Source organism: Pseudarthrobacter sp. KH_020_B (genome assembly GCF_057840185.1).
Genome location: NZ_CM174506.1, coordinates 3,474,119 through 3,492,424, shown reverse-complemented (window position 1 = coordinate 3,492,424; position 18,306 = coordinate 3,474,119). Strand labels below are relative to the sequence as shown.

Below are 18,306 nucleotides of genomic sequence, written 5' to 3'. Positions count from 1 at the left end.
AACCGACGCGGATCCGGGGCCTCAAGTGTCCCTTCGCGCCGTTGGACGCCACAGCTTAAGCCGGTACCGCGAGCTCCAGGTCCAGGGTGTTCTTCTCCACATAGTCGAGGGCGCACCGTACGGCCCCGACCGTTACGATCGAATCGCCCAGGGGGGAGACCGCCACCCGCGGGGGAGTGACGGTGTAACCCTTCAGGCGTTCGGCGATCGGCCCAAGCAGCACGCCGGCAGACTTGGCCACGGCCCCGCCAATGACCACCAGTTCCGGGTTGATGATGGTGGACACAGCCCCGATGACCCTGGCCACCCTGTCGGCCAGCCGTTCGAGGATCGCCCGCGCCACGGCATCTCCGTTGGCAGCAGCCGCGAAGACCTGCTCCGCCTCGACGCCTTCGGCGGCAAACACCCGGAGGGATGTTTTGGCTTTGCCGGCAAGGGCGTCAGCCGCCCACGTCCTTGCCAGTGCGGCGATACCGTACGTATCTCCCACACCCTCCACCATATCGAGGAAGGCGAGCTCACCGGCGCCTCCGCCGCGGCCGTGCAGCAGGCGCCCGCCGTCGATCACGCCTGAACCGAGGCGCTCACTCGCGAGGATGACCACGACGTCGTCCACGCCGGCAGCGGCGCCCCGCCAGCGGTCGCCGAGTGCGGCCAGGTTTGCGTCGTTCTCGAGCAGTACCGTCCAGCCCCGCCGGTCCTGCAGCGCAGCCCTCAGGCCGACGTCGAACAGTCCCCAGAAGTGCTGTGTCACCAGCACCTCGCCGTTACGGTCCACTGGCGCTGCAATGCCTGCGCAGACGGCCAGGACGGAATCCGGCGAAGCACCCACGCTGTGTAGTGCCATCATGGCGGTGCGGTCAATCACGGCAATTCGTTCCTCGGCAGGGATGTCTGCTTCCGCGAAGGGTTGGCTGGACCTGCCCAGGGCCTTTCCGCGAAGGTCGGACACCACCACGGTGGCCTTGGAGACACCGACGTCCATGCCCAGCACATAGCCGGCGCGTTCGTTGAGCTCGAACCGCCGGGCCGGTCTGCCCTTCTGGTAGCCGCCAAATGCCCGCTGGTTCTCCAGCTCGCGGATCCAGCCCCGCTGCATGAGGTCCTCGCAAACCGCAATGGCCGTGGCCCGCGTGAGTCCGGTGGCCTCCATGACCTCGGTGACAGTCACCGCTTCTGAGGCGCGCATGAAGTCAAGGACGGCTCCGGCACTCACTCGACGTAGTAATTGGGGCGTTGCGACGGAAATTTCGGACATGGTGTTGACCCCCTGTGTTCTGCACCACATAATACTTGAGAAACTAAATTTAGATTCAAAATAAACAATACTCGCCAGGTGGGCCGGACGGCCGCCGACCACCGGCCTTCTCCAAGTCCTTCACTCAGCCTTTGCAAAGGAGCAACCGTGAACCGCATCCCGAAGCACTGCCCACTCCCGCCCAAACCGCGGCCCCGCCACTTCCGTACGTCAGTCTCTGCCCTGTGAAAGCCGCTGTTCCGGCAATGCTGCCCAGCAGGCGCTCCCTCTTCCGGGTAGCCGGTCTGGCCGGGGCGGCAGCCCTCATTCCTCTCTCTGGCTGTGCCGGCAATGCAAGCCGGCAGAACGGTGTCACCACTCTCCGCTTCATGCAGAACAAGCCCGAGGTGGTGGACTACTTCAACCAGGTGATCAAGGACTTCGAGGCGCTCAATCCTGATATCCGGGTGATCCAAGACTTCAACGAGGGCAACTTCGTCCCCGGCCTGGTCCGGAACGATCCGCCCGACGTCGTTACCCGAGGCTTCGCGAAGGCAACTGCCGACTTCGTGAAGAAGGGCATCTTCGCCGACCTCAGCGACCTCCCCGCAGCGTCCACCATCGATCCTGAGGTGCAGGAGCTCATCAGCTCCTGGGGCCAGTACAACGGCAACGAGGTCAGCGCCCTGCCGTTCTCCTTGGCTGCGGCCGGCGTCATCTACAACCGGGACATCTTCGACGCCAATGGCGTAGCCGTCCCCACCACCTGGGACGAATTCGTGGCAGCCTGTGCAACCTTCAAGGCGGCCGGCATCACGCCGATTTACGGAACGTTCAAAGACCCCTGGACCCTGGCGCAGGGCATGTTCGACTACGTCTCCGGCGGTTCACTGGACACGGCGGAATTTTTCACCAGGATCAATGCCGCCGATATCAGCGCGGGAGCCGCCGAATCCTTCACCACTACCTTCGGGCCTGCGCTGCCCCAGATGCTCCAGCTCGTTTCCTTTTCCCAGAATGGCGCCACCAGCAAGAACTACGCGGACGGAAATGCCGCCTTCGCCAAAGGACAGGCCGCCATGTACCTCCAAGGCCCCTGGGCGCTGTCCCAACTGGTGTCCGCCAACAAGGACATCAGGGTGGGTACATTCCCCCTGCCCGTAACGAACAACCCGGAGGAAACCAAGGCCCGGGTGAATGTGGACATGGCACTGTCCATCACCAGGAACACTCCCAACATGGCTGCGGCCCGGCGTTTCGTCGGTTACCTGCTGGAACCCTCAGTGGTGAACACGTACAACGAAAAGAACGCCGCCTTCTCGCCGCTCAAGGACGCTCCGCCGGTGACCAACCCGCAGATCAGCGGACTGGGCGAATCGGTCAAGAATGCCCGCTACTACCAGGGCGCCGGCACCTACTTCCCGCCGTCGGTGCCGCTGAACAACTACATCCAGTCTTTTGTGTACAGCAAAAACGGCGACCAGTTCCTCGCCGCTCTCGACGACGAATGGCGCCGAGTCGCCGAACGGACGGCGGTCTGATGCCCACCACGATTCCAGGAGTCCCCATGTCCGCAACCTCCCTGGCGGAGACAGCCCCGGCCCCGCGAACGGACCCGGCCCCCGCGCCCGCCGTCCGGTCCCAGCCCCGGATCGACCCCACCTACTACTGGATGGTGGTGCCGGTCCTGGCACTCTTCGCCTTTTTCATCACCCTGCCTGCGCTGGTAGGCGTCTATTTCAGCCTGACAAACTACGCCGGTTATGGAGACTGGAAGTTCATCGGCTTCGCCAACTATGTGAACATCTTCAAGGATCCGGCAATCCTGCAGTCCTACATCTTCACGTTTGTATTCGCGCTGACCACCACCGTGGTGGTCAATATCGTGGCCCTCGCGATCGCCCTGGGACTGAACGCGAAGATCAAATGGCGCACCGGTATCCGGACGGTGTTCTTCATCCCCATGGTGCTGTCCGCACTGGTGGTGTCCTTCGTGTTCAATTACCTGTTCTCGAACACGCTTCCGGTCCTGGCCGAGCGGTTCGGCGTCACTCCGTTGGCCACGAGCATCCTGGCCAACGAAAGCCTCGCGTGGCTGGCCATTGTGCTGGTCACCGTGTGGCAGGCTGCGCCCGGCGCAACCATCATTTACCTCGCGGGCCTCCAGAGCGTGCCGGCCGAAGTCTATGAAGCCGCTGACCTGGACGGCGCAGGCAGTTTCCGGCAGTTCCTCAGCCTCACCCTGCCCCTCATCCTCGGTTATCTCGTCATCAATGTGATCCTCGGCTTCAAGGGATTCCTGGGGACCTACGAGATCATCGTGGGCCTCACCGGCGGCGGGCCGGGCATGGCAACCCAGTCAGTGGCAATGCGCATCTTCTCCGGCTTCACCGGCGGGGACTACTCCTACCAAATGGCGAACGCGGTCATCTACTTCCTGATCACCTTGCTGATCTCCGTCATCCAACTGCGCCTCATCCAGCGCCGGGGGGTATCCCTGTAATGACCTCATCACTACTTCCACAGCGCAGAATCCGCGTCACCGCAAAACGCCTGTCCGGCCGCGAGGGCTTCAAGATCAACTGGTGGCTCACCGCCCTCATGCTGGTGGCATCCCTGACAGTCCTGCTGCCGCTGTACTTCACCGTGGCCATGGCACTGAAGTCCCCGGACCAGATCGGCACCGGGACCGGCCTGGCCTGGCCCAACCCGATGAACTGGGAGAACTTCGCCGCGGCGTACGTCGCTACCAACTTCCCGCGTGCCTTTATGTCCACGGCCTTCGTCACCGTCTTCAGCGTCCTGGGCTCGCTTGCCTGCAGCTCGCTGGTGGCCTACGCCATCGCACGGAACTGGAACCACCGGTTCTTCCGCGGTTCCTTTGTGTACCTCCTGTCCGCCATGTTTATCCCGTTTCCGGTGATCATCCTTCCCCTGATCAAGCAGACAGCACTCCTTGGCCTGGACAACCCGGCCGGCGTCGTTTTCCTGCATGTGCTGGGCGGAATCTCGTTCAACGCGCTGCTGTACATCGCCTTCGTCCGCTCCATTCCGGTGGAACTGGAGGAATCGGCACGGATGGACGGCGCCACCACGTGGCAGGTGTTCCGCAAGATCATCTTCCCGCTGCTGGCCCCCATGAACGCCACCGTCGGCATCTTCGCCTTCCTGGGTTCGTGGAACGACTTCCTGCTGCCGCAGATGATGATCGCCGACCCGGCACTGCAGACCCTCCCCGTGGTCCAAATGCTGTTCCAGGGCGAGTTCAACACCAACTACAGCCTCGCGTTCGCGTCGTACCTGATGGCCATGGCACCCACCTTGGTGGTTTACATCCTGGCCCAACGTTGGGTACTGTCCGGAGTCATGCGCGGGGCCGTTAAATAGCCAGACTTATCCACCCAGCAAGAACAACCCAAACAAGAGAAAAGGATCATCCTTTGTCCACCACTGCCACGCTGGCAACCCTGTCCGATTCCGACCGTCTGGCCGATCCCAACTGGTGGCGCCAGGCCGCGGTCTACCAGATCTATCCGCGCAGCTTCGCCGATTCAAACGGTGACGGCATGGGTGACATCAAGGGCATCACGGCCAAGGTCCCGTACCTGAAGGAACTGGGGATCGACGCCGTATGGCTCAGCCCGTTCTACCCGTCGGCACTGGCCGACGGCGGCTACGATGTGGACGACTACCGCGACGTGGACCCCAAGCTGGGCACGCTGGCGGACTTCGACGAGATGGCCAAGGCGCTGCACGCCGCCGGCATCAAGCTGATCGCCGACATCGTCCCCAACCACTCCTCGAACCGGCACGAATGGTTCAAGGAAGCGCTCGCCTCGCCGAAGGGCTCCGCGGCGCGTGAGCGCTACATCTTCCGTGACGGCAAGGGCCCCAACGGCGAATTCCCGCCGTCGGACTGGGACTCCGTCTTCGGCGGACCGGCCTGGGAACGCATCACCGAGCCGGACGGCACCCCCGGCCAGTGGTACATGCACATCTTCGCCAAGGAGCAGCCGGACCTGAACTGGTCCAGCCGCGAGGTCCGCGACGACTTCCTCAAGACCCTGCGTTTCTGGTCCGACCGCGGCGTGGACGGCTTCCGTGTGGACGTGGCCCATGCCCTCACCAAGGACCTCACCGAGCCGCTGCTCTCCAAGCTGGAGCTGACCGAGGCCAACTCAGGGACGGACGGGTTCGACGACGGTTCGCACCCCTTCTGGGACCGGGACGACGTCCACGACATCTACCTCGAATGGCGCGAAGTCTTCAACGAATACAACCCGCCCCGCACCGCCGTCGCCGAAGCATGGGTGCACGCCACCCGCCGCGCCCGCTACGCCAGCCCTGAAGGCCTGGGCCAGGCCTTCAACTTCGACCTGCTGCAGGCCGACTTCGATGCCGAGGATTTCCGCGAAATCATCACCCGTAACCTCGCCGAGGCTGCCGCGACCGGCGCGTCCTCCACCTGGGTTTTCTCCAACCACGACGTCGTCCGGCATGCCACGCGCTACGGCCTGCCCAAGGCGTCTAAGGGAGCCGCCGGCAAGAAGCATGCCAAGGGCCAGGACGGCAAGGGCTGGCTGCTGGCTGGCGGCCCCAAGGAGGAACTCGACGTAGCCCTCGGCGAGTGCCGTGCACGCGCCGCCACCCTGCTCATGCTCGCTGTGCCCGGATCGGCCTACCTTTACCAGGGCGAGGAACTGGGCCTGCAGGAAGTGGCGGAGATTCCGGACTCCGAGCGCCAGGATCCCGCGTTCTTCCGGAACAGGGGCGTTGAAGTGGGCCGTGACGGCTGCCGCGTGCCCCTGCCCTGGAAGGTTGAAGGGACCTCCTTCGGCTTTGGCGACGGCGGCGCGCACCTGCCGCAGCCGGACTGGTTCGGCAAGTACGCGGTGGAGGCAGCGGACGGCACCGAAGGTTCCACACTTGAGCTGTATCGCGCGGCCCTGAAGCTGCGCCGCGAGCTGCAGGCCGCGGAGGAACTGGAATGGGTGGAGACCGGCAACCCGGAGGTCCTGCACTTCCGCCGCCCCGGTGGCTGGCAGTCCGTCACCAACTTCGGGGACACCGCCGTCGAACTTCCGGCAGGAACGGTCCTGGTCAGCAGCGCCCCGCTGATGGACGGCAAACTGGGCGCCAACAGCACCGTCTGGCTGCGCTGATGCAGGAACTCATCTACGGCTGCATGGGTCTGGGCGGCAGCTGGTCCGACGAACCGCACGACGTGCAACATGTGGACGAGGCCGCTGCCGCCGTCGAGGCCGCGCTGGGCGCAGGCATCACGCTGTTCGACCACGCCGACATCTACCGTGGCGGCAAGTCCGAGGCGGTGTTCGGCGAAGTCCTTACGTCTTCGCCGGGTCTGCGGGATCGGATCAGGCTGCAGACCAAATGCGGGATCCGGCTCCGCGAACGTGGGCTGGCCACGCACTATGACCTCAGCCGGGAAGCCATCTTCGAGCGCGTGGACGGGAGCCTGAAGAGGCTGCAGACGGACTACGTGGACGTCCTCCTGCTGCACCGCCCGGATCCCCTGACGGACTTGGCGGAGGTGGCGGCCGCCGTCGGGCAGCTGCTGTCCGACGGCAAGGTGCGGCAGATCGGTGTTTCCAACATGTCCGGCGCCCAGATCGAGGCGCTGCAGGACCGCCTGGAGGTGCCGGTGGTGGCCAACCAGCTGGAGATGAGCCTGCTGAAGAGGGCGTGGCTGGAGAGTCAGGTCCTGGTGAACCATCCCGAGTCGCTGGACTACAGCTTCCCGCAGGGGACCCTGGAGTACTGCAGCAGCAACGGCGTCACGGTACAGGCCTACGGTGCGCTGGCGCAGGGGCTGTACACCGGTGCGGCTCCGGAAAGCCCGACGGCGGCGGAGACGGCCGCGGCCGCCATGGTTTCGGAGCTCGCCGGTCAGTACGGCACCACAGGGGAGGCTGTCCTCCTGGGGTGGCTGATGAAGCATCCGGCCGGCATTGCGCCCGTGATCGGCACCGTGAATCCGGCAAGGATCGCCGCGTGCGCTGATGCTTCGCGGGTGGCGGAGGCGATGACCCGGGCTGACTGGTACGGGTTGTGGATCGCAGCCAGGGGCAGCAACCTCCCCTGAGGGCGGTCAGAGGGTTGCCAGAAGCCCGGCTACGTCGTCAAGTGCACCCGGAACCAGGGAGTAATAGGCCCAGGTTCCGCGCTTTTCGCGGTGCAGCAGACCGGCGTCCACCAGGATTTTCAGGTGGTGGGAGACCGTGGGCTGGCCCAGGTCCAGCGGGTCGGTCAGGTCGCAGACGCAGGATTCGCCGGAGGACTCGGCCTTGACAATGGACAGCAGCCGCAGCCGGTTGGGGTCGGCCAGGGCTTTGAACACCAGGGCCTTCTGCCTGGCCTCTTCGGCGCCAAGGGCAGGCGCCGATGCCGGGGCGCAGCAGGCGTCGTCCGTGATCGGATCGAGAACGGGCAGCGTTTTCATGTACCCATTATGCCCGAATATTGACCGCCATCAATGTATGGGGCTTTGCGTTCGACGACGGCCCGGTAGCACTGCAACAGCCGGGCCGTCGTGGGGCTAGGAGCTGATCGTTTCTGAGGAGTGCGCAAGGACTGCGTCGTCCGCGCTGCGGGCGGCGGAGGGGAACAGGACGGCGAGGAGCCCGAGGCCTACTGCCGCCCCGATCAGCTGGGCCGCGACGAAGCCGGGGACGGAAGCCGGCGCGATCCCGGCGAAGGTGTCGCTGAAGATGCGGCCGACCGTCACGGCGGGGTTGGCGAACGACGTCGAGGATGTGAACCAGTAGGCGGCGCCGATGTAGGCACCCACGGCGGGGGCTGCGAGGACGCCCCGTTTGGTCGCGGCCAGTCCGAAGATCAGCAGGACGAGGCCTGCGGTGGCGACGACCTCGCCCAGGAGGTGCCCTGTGGTGGCGCGGTCCGTGACCGAGATTGAGGTGCCCACCTCAAACATGGCGTTCGCCACGACGCTGCCGGCAATTGCACCCACTGTCTGCGCAACGATGTACGCGCCAAGTTCCGGCAGGGCCAATCCGGCGCCGCTGCGCCGGCCTAGGATCCAGTCCACGAGCGAGACCACGGGATTGAAGTGCGCACCGCTTACGGGACCGAACACGAAGATCAGCACCGTCAGGCCCAGCACTGTGGCGGTGCTGTTCTGGAGCAGCTGCAGGCCGACGTCGTTGGGGGAGAGCTGCTGGGCCGCGATCCCCGAGCCGACGACGATCATCACGAGCACACTGGTGCCGAGCAGTTCGGCGACGGCGCGGCGCCACAACGGCGGTTGTTGAGAAGTCATGCCAACAGCTTGACCCAAGATATTTACTCAGTCAAAATTGAATCAATGAATACTGACCCAGTTGAAGTCTTTCGGGCGCGGGTCGCCAAGCACGCGGCCCTCGCGGATCCTGCGCGGCTACGCATCGTGGACCTGCTGACCGTGGGAGACCTTTCCCCATCGGAGCTGCAGGCCGAGCTCGGGATGCCGTCGAACCTGCTGTCACACCACCTGCGGGCACTGGAAGGCGCGGGCCTGGCGACCCGCCACCGTTCGGAGGCGGACAAGCGCCGCAGCTACATCCGGCTCGCCGCAGGGGCGCTGGAGGGGTTGGCGCCCGGCCGCGAACACGCCGCGGGTCGCGTGCTTTTTGTCTGCACCCGCAACAGCGCCCGGTCCCAGCTGGCCGTAGCACTCTGGAGCCAGGTCAGCGAAATCCCCTCGACCTCCGCGGGTACGCACCCCGCGGACCGCATCGCCGCAGGTGCCATTGATGTCGCCCGCCGTCACGGCGTCACTCTTGCGGACCTTCCCCCGCGCCGGCTTGTTGAGGTGGCGCGCGATGATGACTTTGTCGTCACCGTGTGCGATAACGCTCACGAGGAAATCCCCAACCTGGGCGGGATCCACTGGTCCGTTCCGGACCCGCTCCGGCTGAACACCGAGGACGCCTTCGAAGGCGCCTTCGCTGACATCACCCGCCGCATCGGCGACCTCGCGCCCCGCCTGCACGCAGCCTAGCGCTGCAGGATATTGACAAGTATCAATATATAAGTCGATACTCAATGTATCGATGATCATCAATGTTCCGATTCCAGGAGAAACCACGTGAGCACCGAAACCGCCAAGAAGCCGTCCGTCCTGTTCGTCTGCGTCCACAACGCCGGGCGTTCGCAGATGGCCGCGGCCTTCCTCACCACGCTTTCCAAGGGTGGCATTGAGGTCCGCTCCGCCGGATCGCAGCCTGCGGACAAGGTCAACCCGGCCGCAGTTGAGGCGATGGCCGAGCTCGGAATCGACATGTCTGCCGAGATCCCCAAGGTCCTCACCACGGAGGCCGTCAAGGAGTCCGACGTCGTGATCACCATGGGCTGCGGCGACGAGTGCCCGTACTTCCCCGGGAAGCGCTACGAGGACTGGGTCCTGGAGGATCCCGCCGGGCAGGGCGTGGATGCCGTCCGCCCGATCCGCGACGAGATCAAGACCCGCATCGAGGGGCTCATCGACTCCCTGATCCCGGCCGCCAAGTAACCACACCCCGCGGTTAGGGAGAGGAGGTGAGCTGGATGGACACCGATTGCTGCACCGATACGGGCTGCTGCGACGAGGACGACCTGGACTGCTGCTGAAGCCCTCTCGCCCTGCCCAACTAGGTAGCGCTAACAGTCGTTTCGGGGCCTCAGAACGACAGTTAGCGCTACCTAGTTGGGCCCGCACCGCCACAATTACGGAATGAACCGCACAACAGAAAGAAGACACCACCTCATGACCGAAAGCACCAAGGCTCCCCGCGTCCTGTTCGTGTGCAGCAAGAATGGCGGCAAGTCCCAACTCGCGGCCGGTCTCATGCGGGATCTCGCCGGGGACCACGTCACCGTTTACTCGGCTGGCACCAAGCCGGGCAGCTGCCTGAACGACCAGGCCGTGGAATCCCTGAGCGAACTCGGCATCGACATCACGGGGGAACACCCTAAGCCCGTCACTGACGAGGTGCTTGACGCCGTCGACGTCGTGATCGTGCTGGGCACCGAAGCCAAGCTCGAACCCCGCGAAGGCACACGCTTCGAAACCTGGGAAACCGACGAACCGTCCACCCGGGGCATTGAAGGCATGGAACGCATGCGCCTCGTCCGCGACGACATCAACACCCGCGTCCGGAAGCTCTATGCGGAACTCACCGGGAACTGAGCCTGGGGAACGGGAGTATCTGTCTTGTTCGGCACGTCCGGTGCCATGGCTTAGCGCTGGCGGTGCCCGGGCAGATACGGTAGTAGCATGACGTCACCCACCGCCACCGAGACCCTACGCCCCAAGCGCAACATCCCAGCAGAAATCGCCCGTTCGTGGCTTCTGGTCAACGCCATGAAAACCGAACTGTTTGACCAGTCGGCTGTTTCGCGCGCCGACTCGATCATCCTGGACATCGAGGACGCCGTGGACCCGTCGCAAAAGGACGAGGCGCGCGGACACGTGATTGACTGGCTCAGCGGCGGAGGCCAGGCCTGGGTCCGCATCAACGATGCCACCAGCCCGTTCTGGGCCGATGACCTTGCCGGGCTGCGCGGTACCCCGGGCCTGCTTGGCGTGATGCTCGCCAAGACCGAATCAGCTGACCAGGTGACCGAAAGCTTCCACCGGATGGACGGCAAGACGCCCGTCATCGCGCTCGTGGAATCGGCGCTCGGCATCGAGGAAGCCAACCACATCGCCAGGGCCCAGGGCGCCTTCCGCCTGGCCTTCGGCTCCGGCGACTTCCGCCGCGACACCGGCATGGCGGCCACCCCTGAGGCCATGGCCTACCCGCGCGCAAAACTGGTGGTTGCCAGCCGCGTCGGCAACCTGCCGGGCCCCATCGACGGCCCCACCGTGGGGACCAACCACCCCATCCTGCGGGAGCAGACCGGCATCACCGTGATGATGGGCATGACCGGCAAGCTGTGCCTGGCCATCGATCAGACGAACGTCATCAACGAGGTCATCAGCCCCACGCCGTCGGACGTCGCCTGGGCCACGGACTTCATGAACGACTTCGAGGCCAACGGCCGCGTCATCCGTGACGGCTCGGACCTGCCCCGCCTGGGCCGCGCCGAGAAGATCATGAAGCTCGCGGTAGCGTTCGGCGTGCAGCCGGCGCTATAGCGGCGCCAGTTACCCAAAGCACAGGAGACCCCGTGACCGATACCCGTTATCTGGTTCACGGGGTCTTTTGGGACGGCGCCCCTGCACAGACGGTAGGGCACGACGGCGGCAGCCCGGTTCTGCGCCTCCAGTCACCGTCCGGGGATCTCCGCGAGGTCAGCCTCGAGGCCGGCGCCAGGCTCGGTTTCGCGGTGGCCGATCACGGCGGGGCCGTTGCCGGCGGCTGCGGTGGACGGCATCAATGAGCGGCACGCGGCCGCGGTCCGCCGGCTGCTGGGGCGGGCCGCCGTCGACGGTTTCAGCACAGACGGTTTCAGCGTTGTGGACGAATTGTGGGTGCGGCCGGCGCAGGCGGCAGGGCTCTGTGCCCCCACGGCACGCCACGCCTATCCGCATCCGTTGGAGCAGGGAAAGCACGGCTTCGGCATCACCGCGCCGAGCGGGACCATCGTCCTGGGGGACTTCGCCTCGGAGGTGCCGGCCGTGCAGGAATCGCTGTTCTGAACGTGCTCGGTAGACTGTCACGGTGCTCAAAGAATTCTGGGAGTCAGCGCCCACCTCGTACAAAGTCCTGGTCTTCGGCGCCATGGGCCTCATCGCCGTCGGGATCATCCTGAACCTGGTGGGCAACAACACGAACAACCGTGACCTCGCCATGGCGTCCCTTGCGGTCATCGGCCTGGGCCTGGTCCTGCACATCGCCGGGATTGTGGTGCGCGGCCAGACCATCCGGAAGAACCTCCGCAAGTAGCCGGAATTCCGGGTGTCCCGGGCCAGAACGATAGGCTTGAGGCCATGACTATCAATCCGGACCTGCAGGGCCGCAGCTACCCTGCCGCAGAGGTTTACGACGTCGGCCGCGAGAAGATCCGCGAGTTCGCCCGCGCGGTCAAGGCCACGCACCCAGCCCACTTCGACGTCGAGGCCGCCGAGGCCCTGGGGCACACCGACCTGGTGGCCCCACCCACGTTCGCCATCATCATCGCCCAGCGCGCCGATGCCCAGCTGATCGAGGATCCGGATGCCGGCATCGACTTCTCCCGCGTGGTCCACGCCGACCAGCGCTTCATCCACCACCGCCCCATCTTTGCCGGCGACCGCCTGGTTGCCGAACTGCACGTTGACGGTGTCCGTGCCATGGGCGGCGGGGCCATGATCACCACCCGCCAGGAAATTTTCGCCCTGACCGACGCCAACGGGTCGCGTGAGGCAGTCGCCACCGCCACGTCATCCATCCTCGTCCGCGGAGAGGGACAGTAACCATGAGCCCCAGCTTCCACGAACTCAGCGCCGGGCAGGACATCGGCAGCCGCACCATCGAGGTCACCCGCACGGACCTGGTCAAGTACGCCGGCGCGTCCGGCGACTTCAACCCCATCCACTGGAACGAAGCCTTCGCCACCGGCGTGGAACTGCCCGGCGTGATCGCCCACGGCATGTTCACCATGGGTGCCGCCGTGCAGCTGGTGACCGACTGGGCAGGCGACCCCGCCGCGGTCGTCGACTTCCAGACGCGCTTCACCAAGCCGGTCCTGGTCACGGACACCACCGGAACCACGGACCCCGGGGCCACCATCGAGGTCAGCGGCGCCATTGGAAAGCTCGACGCCGAGGCGGGCACCGCCCGCGTTGACCTCACCGTGGTTGCCGCTGGCCAGAAAGTGCTGATGAAGGCCCAGGCCGTCGTCAGGCTTTCCTGAGCCTAAGTTAGGGTGGATAGGTGACTTCCACCCTGCTCTCTGCCCTGACCACGGCCGCCGTCGGAGGCCCCGCCGGCAAGTATGTTGAGGCCCGAACCGAGGCGGAGATCATCGACGCCGTCCGCACGGCTGACGCCGCGGGGGAGCAGGTCCTCATCATCGGCGGGGGCTCCAACCTCCTGATTTCCGACGACGGGTTCCCCGGCACCGTGATCAGGATCGCCTCGGAAGGGTTCACCGTCAACGCCGAGGACTCCTGCGGCGGTGTGGCGGTGGTGGTCCAGGCCGGCCACAACTGGGATGCATTGGTGGAGCATGCCGTGCTGCATGCCTGGTCCGGCATTGAAGCACTCTCCGGGATCCCGGGCGCCACGGGTGCCACGCCTGTGCAGAACGTCGGGGCCTATGGCTCTGATGTCTCCCAGACCATCGCGGCGGTACGCACTTGGGACCGGACCCGGAACGCGGTCCAGACCTTCACGAACTCCGAGCTGAAGTTCGGCTACCGCGATTCCATGCTGAAACAGACCACCGTCGAGGGCTCGCCACGCTACATCGTGCTGACCGTCGAATTCCAGCTGCCGCTGGGCCGGATGAGCGCGCCTATCCGCTATGCCGAACTGGCCCGGTCCCTGGGTGTCGAGGCGGGCAAGCGCGCGTACTCCAACGACGTGCGCCGGGAGGTCCTGCGGTTGCGGGCTTCGAAAGGCATGGTCCTGGACCCGGCCGACCGGGACACTTATTCCACCGGGTCCTTCTTCACCAACCCCGTTGTTCCCGTGGACGTGGCGGCTACGCTGCCGGATACCGCGCCGCAATACCCCGCCGGTGCGGACGGGCTGGTGAAGTTGTCCGCCGCGTGGCTGATCGACCAGGCGGGGTTCGGCAAGGGTTATGGCCTGGAGGAGGGCAGCGCCTCCGGCGGGCGGGCGTCACTGTCCACGAAACATACGCTGGCCATCACCAACCGCGGCTCTGCCAGCGCCAAGGACATGCTGGCCATCGCGCGCGAGGTGCGCGCCGGCGTCGTCGAACGTTTTGGCATTGAACTGCACCCGGAACCGTTGCTGATCGGCCTGACGCTCTAGGGTCAGCTGGCCTGCGCGGCCGGTGCCACGCGCCCGTCAACGGCTCCTATCAGCCGGAGGTTCGTGGCCATGCCGAGCAGGGCGGCGGCCCAACCGGTCAGCGCCAAATATGGACCCATAAACAGCCAGACCATCAGTCCCGGAACGGCCGGGTTGGTCGCGGCTGCGAGGATGCAAACCAGCAAGCCGATCACGGCCGTGGCATGGGCGAGGATCCAGAGCAGCCGGCCGCTGACGGGGTAGAGCTTCCAGTCGCGGACGATGTGGACCTTGCCGCGGCCCACCCGGATACCGGGAAACAGCACGGCGTACCCGCCGCCGAGTGACAGGAACAGGGAAGGCAAAAGGAGTTCCAGGGGTGCCCCGCCGCCTCCCGCGGGCTGGAAACCAAAGGCCGGGGCCAGCCCGATGGCCACGCCGGCCAGGACCGAAACAGTCCCGCCCACCAGGCATATCTGTGTTTCGCGCGCGAACAATTGCCACAAACTCCCCAAAGTCATGCTTACAGCCTAACGGGCCAGGTTCTACGATGAGGACATGGCAGCGAACCGCGTAAACCGCAAAGTGCTGGGCAGGCTCCGTCTGGCCTCTCAAGGATTGGTTGGCCCCGGACTCGGCTCGGTTGAAGATGCGGTCCGCTGGATGACGGCCACCCAGGCCCAGGACCTGCAGGCAGCGCTCTGGGCCGTCGGCAGCCGCGTTCCGGGCGCAGGGCTGGCTGACGTGCGCGCCGCCCTGCACAGCGGCAGGGTGGTCCGGTCCTGGCCGATGCGCGGCACGCTGCACTTCGTGGCTCCGGCGGATCTGCGCTGGATGCTGGACCTCACCACGGAGCGACTCAGCCGCGTCGTTGCCGGCCGGCATCGGGAACTGGATATCACGTGGGCGGACATCGAGAAGTGCCGCGACGTGGCCCTGGATCGGATTGCGGCCGGTGGTCCGGTGAGCCGGACCGAAGTCTTTGAGGTGTTTGAGGCGGCCGGGCAGCCCACCACCGGCCAGCGGGGGATCCACATCCTGGGGACGCTGTGCCGGCACGCCTGGTTGGTTCAAGGGCCATTGGCCGGCAACCAGCAGCTGCTGGTGGCGTTCGATGACTGGATTCCGGTGTCGCGCGGGCTTGAGGGCCAGGAAGCGATCGCCGAGTTCATGTTGCGCTACTTCCGCAGTCACGGCCCAGCCACCGTCCGCGACTTCGCCTGGTGGACGCAGATTCCCCTCACGGACGTGCGGGCGGCGTTTGAGCTGGTCAGCGGGCAACTGGTGGAGCTGGAATTCGGGGGTGTCCACTATTGGATGTCACCGGAGACTGCGTCAATGCTCGACGACGGCGTGCCCGGCCCGCGGTCCGTCCTCCTGCTGCCGGGCTTCGACGAGTTTGTGCTGGGCTACATGGACCGGAGCCTTGTGTTGGCCCCTGAGCACGCCAATAAGATCGTCCCGGGCGGCAACGGCGTGTTCAAGAAGACCGTCGTGGCAGCGGGGGAGGTGATCGGCACGTGGGCGCGGGCCGGCACCAGCCGCAGCGCCGCCGTCGTACCTGAGCTGTTTGACGACTCGAAGCCCCTCGGACCCGCCGCGCAGGCCGCGTTCAGCAAGTCCGCCGAACAGTACCTCGTATTCGTGGACACCTGAGTCGGGCCCCCGCCAGCGCACGCCCCCCGCCGCCGACGCAAGCGGCCTCGCCCAGCACGCGCGGCCCTGCCCCGCAAAAGCGGTGCGGGGCAGCACCGTTCCTGCGGGGCAGGGCCGTCCACGTTGCCAAGTGTGGAGGCAGCGCAGGATGCCGGAAGAAGCGGATGCGGGTATTCCTGCCTGGGGTTGTCCACATAACGTGGCCGCGGCCTTCCCGGACCAGGACTGGTCCGAGAACCTAGACCCATGAATGGCGACAAAATGCGTGTGCTCCTGGATGTGCGCTGGCCAGAATTCCCCGTTGCCTCCACGCAGCAGTTGGGCGCGGCCGGGCTGGACGAGCGAGTCTTGACGGCGGCAGTCCGCAGCGGAATCCTCCTGCGGCTTCGACGCGGCGCCTACGTCCGGAGCGCTGACTGGAAGGGAGCCGAGCCGTGGACCCGGGACGCCCTTCGGATCCAGGCGCACTTCCTGTCCACCGGCGGGGCCTGCCGCTACAGCCATATCAGTGCTGCAAGGCTGCACGAGTGCCATGTCTGGGATGCGGGGCCTCTGATCCACGTGGCCACGGACTATGCCAACTCAATGAAAAGTGCAGGAACGGACGTCCGCACGCACCGGATGGACCTGCAACCTGCGGAGGTCACAACGCTGTGGAGCATGGATGGCAGGGAGATTCTGGTTACCGGCATTGAACGGACCGTCCTGGACTGCGCCCGTATCCTGCCCGTGGAACAGGCCGCCGTGATAGGCGACCATGCGCTGCGCAAGGGTGCCGGGATGGACAGTATGCGGCAACTGCTGGACGAGAGCCCGGTCAAACGCGGGAACCGGCGGGCGCTGGATCTGCTGGCTGCCCTCGATGGGCGGTCGGAATCGGTGGGGGAGACGCGGACCCGGCTGCTGTTGCGATCATTCGGTCTGAGCATGTTCATTCCGCAGTTCGAGATTCAGGCACCGAGTGGTCAATTCAGGGCAGACTTCGCGGATCCGACAACCCGCATCGTGATCGAGTTTGATGGCAGCGGCAAATACACCGACTACAGGCCGACGGAGGAGGTGCTGCTCGCCGAGCGTCGCCGGGAGAACGCACTGATCGAAGAAGGCTGGCTGGTTCTTCGACTTGAATGGAAGCACTTGGCGTATCCCGCAGAAGTGCGGCGCCGGCTGTTGGCCATGATGGACCGGTCCAGGATCCTGCGTGCGTCAGGCCTGGCCAGCTGAGCCGGGCCCAACGCAAAGACGGCCCTGCCCCGCATGAGCGGTGCCGGGCAGCACCGTTCCTGCGGGGCAGGGCCGTTCAAGTGGCGGGGAAGGGGAAGTTACAGGTTCCCGGTGGCGATGTTGAGCATGCGGCGCAGCGGCTCGGCCGCGCCCCAGAGCAGCTGGTCGCCCACGGTGAACGCGCTGATGTACTCCGGGCCCATGTCCATCTTGCGGATGCGGCCCACGGGGATGTCCAGCGTGCCGGACGCGGCCACGGGCGTCAGGCCTGCCATGGAGTCTTCCTTGGTGTTCGGGATGACCTTGGCCCACTCGTTGTCCTCGGCGAGGAGCTTCTCGATCTCGGCCACCGAGAGGTCCTCACGGAGCTTGAGGGTCAGTGCCTGCGAGTGCGAACGCATGGCGCCGATCCGGATGCACAGGCCGTCCATGACGATCCGGTTTTCGTCCGAGGTGCCCAGGATCTTGTTGGTTTCAACCCCGGCCTTCCACTCTTCCTTGGACTGGCCGTTGCCCAGGTCCGCGTCAATCCACGGGATGAGGGAGCCGGCCAGCGGCACTCCGAACTGGCTGGCGTCGATGTCGGTGCGCTGGTGGGCAAGGACCTTGCGGTCAATTTCCAGGATGGCCGACGCCGGGTCGTCCAGTTCCGAGCTGACCTCCGCGTTGAGCGTGCCGAACTGGCTGAGCAGTTCGCGCATGTGGCGGGCGCCGCCGCCGGAGGCCGCCTGGTAGGTCATGGAGGTGCCCCACTCGACGAGGCCGTTCTTGAACAGCCCGCCGAGGCCCATGAGCATGCAGGACACGGTGCAGTTGCCGCCGATGAAGTCCTTGGTGCCGTTGACCAGGCCCTTGTCGATGACGTCGCGGTTGATCGGGTCCAGCACGATGATCGAGTCGTCGTTCATGCGCAGCGTGGAGGCGGCGTCGATCCAGAGGCCGTCCCAGCCGCGGCCGCGCAGCTCGGTGTGCACGCGCTTGGTGTAGTCCCCGCCCTGGGCGGTGACAATAATGGGCAGCTTAGCCAGCGTATCGACGTCGAACGCGTCCTCAAGCTTGCCGGCGGCGCCAGCGGCAGCACCGGAAATCGACGGGGCGGCACCTCCCGCGTTTGACGTGGAGAAGAACACCGGGTTGATGTTGGCGAAGTCGCCCTCGTCCTGCATGCGCTGCATCAGGACGGAGCCGACCATGCCGCGCCATCCGACCAGGCCGACGGAGGGGGTAGCTGCTGTAGTCATTCGTACAGTTTAGACGCCGGAACGGGCAGGGCGCAGTCGGTTACGT

The 18,306-nt window shown here is 65.7% G+C and carries 22 protein-coding genes; 17 read left to right on the top strand and 5 right to left on the bottom strand.

Going from position 1 to position 18,306, the window contains the following annotated elements; all coding sequences use genetic code 11:
• Nucleotides 1-55 precede the first annotated feature (55 nt).
• A complete protein-coding gene (locus tag AC3IT0_RS16185) occupies nucleotides 56-1,258 on the bottom strand; it encodes an ROK family transcriptional regulator (protein ID WP_489320711.1) in 1,203 nt (400 codons plus the stop codon).
• Between the two features lie 368 nt (nucleotides 1,259-1,626).
• On the opposite strand from AC3IT0_RS16185, the gene AC3IT0_RS16180 reads away from it, so the two are divergent.
• From AC3IT0_RS16180 to AC3IT0_RS16160, 5 genes are read left to right on the top strand one after another with little or no spacing between them, the layout of a single operon-like run.
• Nucleotides 1,627-2,778 (top strand): ABC transporter substrate-binding protein, encoded by a 1,152-nt coding sequence (locus AC3IT0_RS16180; protein WP_489320710.1) that lies wholly within the window; start codon nucleotides 1,627-1,629, stop codon nucleotides 2,776-2,778.
• A 26-nt stretch (nucleotides 2,779-2,804) separates the two neighbouring features.
• Entirely contained in the window at nucleotides 2,805-3,740 is a 936-nt protein-coding gene (locus AC3IT0_RS16175; RefSeq protein WP_489320709.1) for a carbohydrate ABC transporter permease, read from the top strand.
• A complete protein-coding gene (locus AC3IT0_RS16170; RefSeq protein WP_489320708.1) occupies nucleotides 3,740-4,624 on the top strand; it encodes a carbohydrate ABC transporter permease in 885 nt (294 codons plus the stop codon). Before AC3IT0_RS16175 ends, AC3IT0_RS16170 begins: the two co-directional genes overlap by 1 nt.
• A 53-nt stretch (nucleotides 4,625-4,677) precedes the next feature.
• Nucleotides 4,678-6,399 (top strand): glycoside hydrolase family 13 protein, encoded by a 1,722-nt coding sequence (locus AC3IT0_RS16165; RefSeq protein ID WP_489320707.1) that lies wholly within the window; start codon nucleotides 4,678-4,680, stop codon nucleotides 6,397-6,399.
• Nucleotides 6,399-7,340 carry an aldo/keto reductase gene (locus AC3IT0_RS16160; protein WP_489320706.1) on the top strand — a complete coding sequence of 314 codons (942 nt, stop codon included), beginning with the start codon at nucleotides 6,399-6,401 and terminating at the stop codon, nucleotides 7,338-7,340. The genes AC3IT0_RS16165 and AC3IT0_RS16160 overlap by 1 nt, the downstream gene beginning before the upstream one ends.
• A 6-nt stretch (nucleotides 7,341-7,346) precedes the next feature.
• On the opposite strand, the gene AC3IT0_RS16155 is transcribed toward AC3IT0_RS16160, so the two are convergent.
• Nucleotides 7,347-7,697, bottom strand: coding sequence for an ArsR/SmtB family transcription factor (locus AC3IT0_RS16155; RefSeq protein ID WP_489320705.1), 351 nt, complete (start codon nucleotides 7,695-7,697; stop codon nucleotides 7,347-7,349).
• Nucleotides 7,698-7,793: 96 nt separating this feature from the next.
• Nucleotides 7,794-8,534 carry an aquaporin gene (locus AC3IT0_RS16150; protein ID WP_489320704.1) on the bottom strand — a complete coding sequence of 247 codons (741 nt, stop codon included), beginning with the start codon at nucleotides 8,532-8,534 and terminating at the stop codon, nucleotides 7,794-7,796.
• Nucleotides 8,535-8,579: 45 nt separating this feature from the next.
• Here AC3IT0_RS16150 and AC3IT0_RS16145 point away from each other — a divergent pair, with 45 nt between their 5' ends.
• From AC3IT0_RS16145 to AC3IT0_RS16100, 10 genes are all read left to right on the top strand, one after another.
• Complete coding sequence (locus AC3IT0_RS16145) at nucleotides 8,580-9,254, top strand: arsenate reductase/protein-tyrosine-phosphatase family protein (protein ID WP_489320703.1); 675 nt, start codon at nucleotides 8,580-8,582, stop codon at nucleotides 9,252-9,254.
• An 87-nt stretch (nucleotides 9,255-9,341) separates the two neighbouring features.
• Nucleotides 9,342-9,764 carry an arsenate reductase ArsC gene (locus AC3IT0_RS16140; RefSeq protein WP_058931670.1) on the top strand — a complete coding sequence of 141 codons (423 nt, stop codon included), beginning with the start codon at nucleotides 9,342-9,344 and terminating at the stop codon, nucleotides 9,762-9,764.
• A gap of 234 nt (nucleotides 9,765-9,998) precedes the next feature.
• Nucleotides 9,999-10,421 (top strand): arsenate-mycothiol transferase ArsC, encoded by a 423-nt coding sequence (locus AC3IT0_RS16135; protein ID WP_489320702.1) that lies wholly within the window; start codon nucleotides 9,999-10,001, stop codon nucleotides 10,419-10,421.
• Nucleotides 10,422-10,508: 87 nt separating this feature from the next.
• Nucleotides 10,509-11,372 (top strand): HpcH/HpaI aldolase/citrate lyase family protein, encoded by an 864-nt coding sequence (locus AC3IT0_RS16130; protein ID WP_489320701.1) that lies wholly within the window; start codon nucleotides 10,509-10,511, stop codon nucleotides 11,370-11,372.
• A 32-nt stretch (nucleotides 11,373-11,404) separates the two neighbouring features.
• On the top strand, nucleotides 11,405-11,617 hold the full coding sequence (locus tag AC3IT0_RS16125; RefSeq protein ID WP_489320700.1) for a hypothetical protein: 213 nt from the start codon (nucleotides 11,405-11,407) through the stop codon (nucleotides 11,615-11,617).
• Nucleotides 11,601-11,876 carry a hypothetical protein gene (locus AC3IT0_RS16120; protein WP_489320699.1) on the top strand — a complete coding sequence of 92 codons (276 nt, stop codon included), beginning with the start codon at nucleotides 11,601-11,603 and terminating at the stop codon, nucleotides 11,874-11,876. The genes AC3IT0_RS16125 and AC3IT0_RS16120 overlap by 17 nt, the downstream gene beginning before the upstream one ends.
• Nucleotides 11,877-11,898: 22 nt before the next feature.
• Entirely contained in the window at nucleotides 11,899-12,123 is a 225-nt protein-coding gene (locus AC3IT0_RS16115) for a DUF3188 domain-containing protein (RefSeq protein WP_489320698.1), read from the top strand.
• A gap of 44 nt (nucleotides 12,124-12,167) precedes the next feature.
• The gene (locus AC3IT0_RS16110; RefSeq protein WP_489320697.1) at nucleotides 12,168-12,632 is read left to right on the top strand and encodes an FAS1-like dehydratase domain-containing protein; all 465 of its coding nucleotides are present in this window, start codon (nucleotides 12,168-12,170) and stop codon (nucleotides 12,630-12,632) included.
• Between the two features lie 2 nt (nucleotides 12,633-12,634).
• On the top strand, nucleotides 12,635-13,072 hold the full coding sequence (locus AC3IT0_RS16105) for a MaoC family dehydratase (RefSeq protein WP_463915432.1): 438 nt from the start codon (nucleotides 12,635-12,637) through the stop codon (nucleotides 13,070-13,072).
• Between the two features lie 20 nt (nucleotides 13,073-13,092).
• Nucleotides 13,093-14,160: a UDP-N-acetylmuramate dehydrogenase gene (locus AC3IT0_RS16100; protein WP_489320696.1), complete on the top strand. Its 1,068-nt coding sequence runs from the start codon at nucleotides 13,093-13,095 to the stop codon at nucleotides 14,158-14,160.
• A 2-nt stretch (nucleotides 14,161-14,162) separates the two neighbouring features.
• Here the strand turns inward: AC3IT0_RS16100 and AC3IT0_RS16095 are convergent, their stop codons facing one another.
• Nucleotides 14,163-14,660, bottom strand: coding sequence for a hypothetical protein (locus AC3IT0_RS16095; RefSeq protein ID WP_489320695.1), 498 nt, complete (start codon nucleotides 14,658-14,660; stop codon nucleotides 14,163-14,165).
• A 37-nt stretch (nucleotides 14,661-14,697) separates the two neighbouring features.
• Between AC3IT0_RS16095 and AC3IT0_RS16090 the strand changes: the two genes are divergently transcribed.
• Complete coding sequence (locus AC3IT0_RS16090; protein WP_489320694.1) at nucleotides 14,698-15,795, top strand: winged helix DNA-binding domain-containing protein; 1,098 nt, start codon at nucleotides 14,698-14,700, stop codon at nucleotides 15,793-15,795.
• 246 nt (nucleotides 15,796-16,041) lie between these two features.
• Nucleotides 16,042-17,019, top strand: coding sequence for a type IV toxin-antitoxin system AbiEi family antitoxin domain-containing protein (locus AC3IT0_RS16085; RefSeq protein WP_489320693.1), 978 nt, complete (start codon nucleotides 16,042-16,044; stop codon nucleotides 17,017-17,019).
• A gap of 98 nt (nucleotides 17,020-17,117) precedes the next feature.
• Here AC3IT0_RS16085 and asd read toward each other — a convergent pair whose 3' ends face one another.
• Nucleotides 17,118-18,260 carry an aspartate-semialdehyde dehydrogenase gene (gene asd / locus AC3IT0_RS16080; protein WP_489320692.1) on the bottom strand — a complete coding sequence of 381 codons (1,143 nt, stop codon included), beginning with the start codon at nucleotides 18,258-18,260 and terminating at the stop codon, nucleotides 17,118-17,120.
• Nucleotides 18,261-18,306 lie beyond the last annotated feature (46 nt).

Bases quoted from the DNA above. Each gene is read 5' to 3' on its own strand.
- AC3IT0_RS16180 (WP_489320710.1), top strand. From the start codon at position 1,627: ATGCAGAACAAGCCCGAGGTGGTGGACTACTTCAACCAGGTGATCAAG.
- AC3IT0_RS16170 (WP_489320708.1), top strand. From the start codon at position 3,740: ATGACCTCATCACTACTTCCACAGCGCAGAATCCGCGTCACCGCAAAA.
- AC3IT0_RS16090 (WP_489320694.1), top strand. From the start codon at position 14,698: ATGGCAGCGAACCGCGTAAACCGCAAAGTGCTGGGCAGGCTCCGTCTG.
- AC3IT0_RS16145 (WP_489320703.1), top strand. From the start codon at position 8,580: ATGAATACTGACCCAGTTGAAGTCTTTCGGGCGCGGGTCGCCAAGCAC.
- AC3IT0_RS16160 (WP_489320706.1), top strand. From the start codon at position 6,399: ATGCAGGAACTCATCTACGGCTGCATGGGTCTGGGCGGCAGCTGGTCC.
- AC3IT0_RS16110 (WP_489320697.1), top strand. From the start codon at position 12,168: ATGACTATCAATCCGGACCTGCAGGGCCGCAGCTACCCTGCCGCAGAG.
- AC3IT0_RS16150 (WP_489320704.1), bottom strand. From the start codon at position 8,534: ATGACTTCTCAACAACCGCCGTTGTGGCGCCGCGCCGTCGCCGAACTG.
- AC3IT0_RS16175 (WP_489320709.1), top strand. From the start codon at position 2,805: ATGTCCGCAACCTCCCTGGCGGAGACAGCCCCGGCCCCGCGAACGGAC.
- AC3IT0_RS16105 (WP_463915432.1), top strand. From the start codon at position 12,635: ATGAGCCCCAGCTTCCACGAACTCAGCGCCGGGCAGGACATCGGCAGC.
- AC3IT0_RS16135 (WP_489320702.1), top strand. From the start codon at position 9,999: ATGACCGAAAGCACCAAGGCTCCCCGCGTCCTGTTCGTGTGCAGCAAG.
- AC3IT0_RS16095 (WP_489320695.1), bottom strand. From the start codon at position 14,660: ATGACTTTGGGGAGTTTGTGGCAATTGTTCGCGCGCGAAACACAGATA.
- AC3IT0_RS16130 (WP_489320701.1), top strand. From the start codon at position 10,509: ATGACGTCACCCACCGCCACCGAGACCCTACGCCCCAAGCGCAACATC.
- AC3IT0_RS16155 (WP_489320705.1), bottom strand. From the start codon at position 7,697: ATGAAAACGCTGCCCGTTCTCGATCCGATCACGGACGACGCCTGCTGC.
- asd (WP_489320692.1), bottom strand. From the start codon at position 18,260: ATGACTACAGCAGCTACCCCCTCCGTCGGCCTGGTCGGATGGCGCGGC.
- AC3IT0_RS16085 (WP_489320693.1), top strand. From the start codon at position 16,042: ATGAATGGCGACAAAATGCGTGTGCTCCTGGATGTGCGCTGGCCAGAA.
- AC3IT0_RS16185 (WP_489320711.1), bottom strand. From the start codon at position 1,258: ATGTCCGAAATTTCCGTCGCAACGCCCCAATTACTACGTCGAGTGAGT.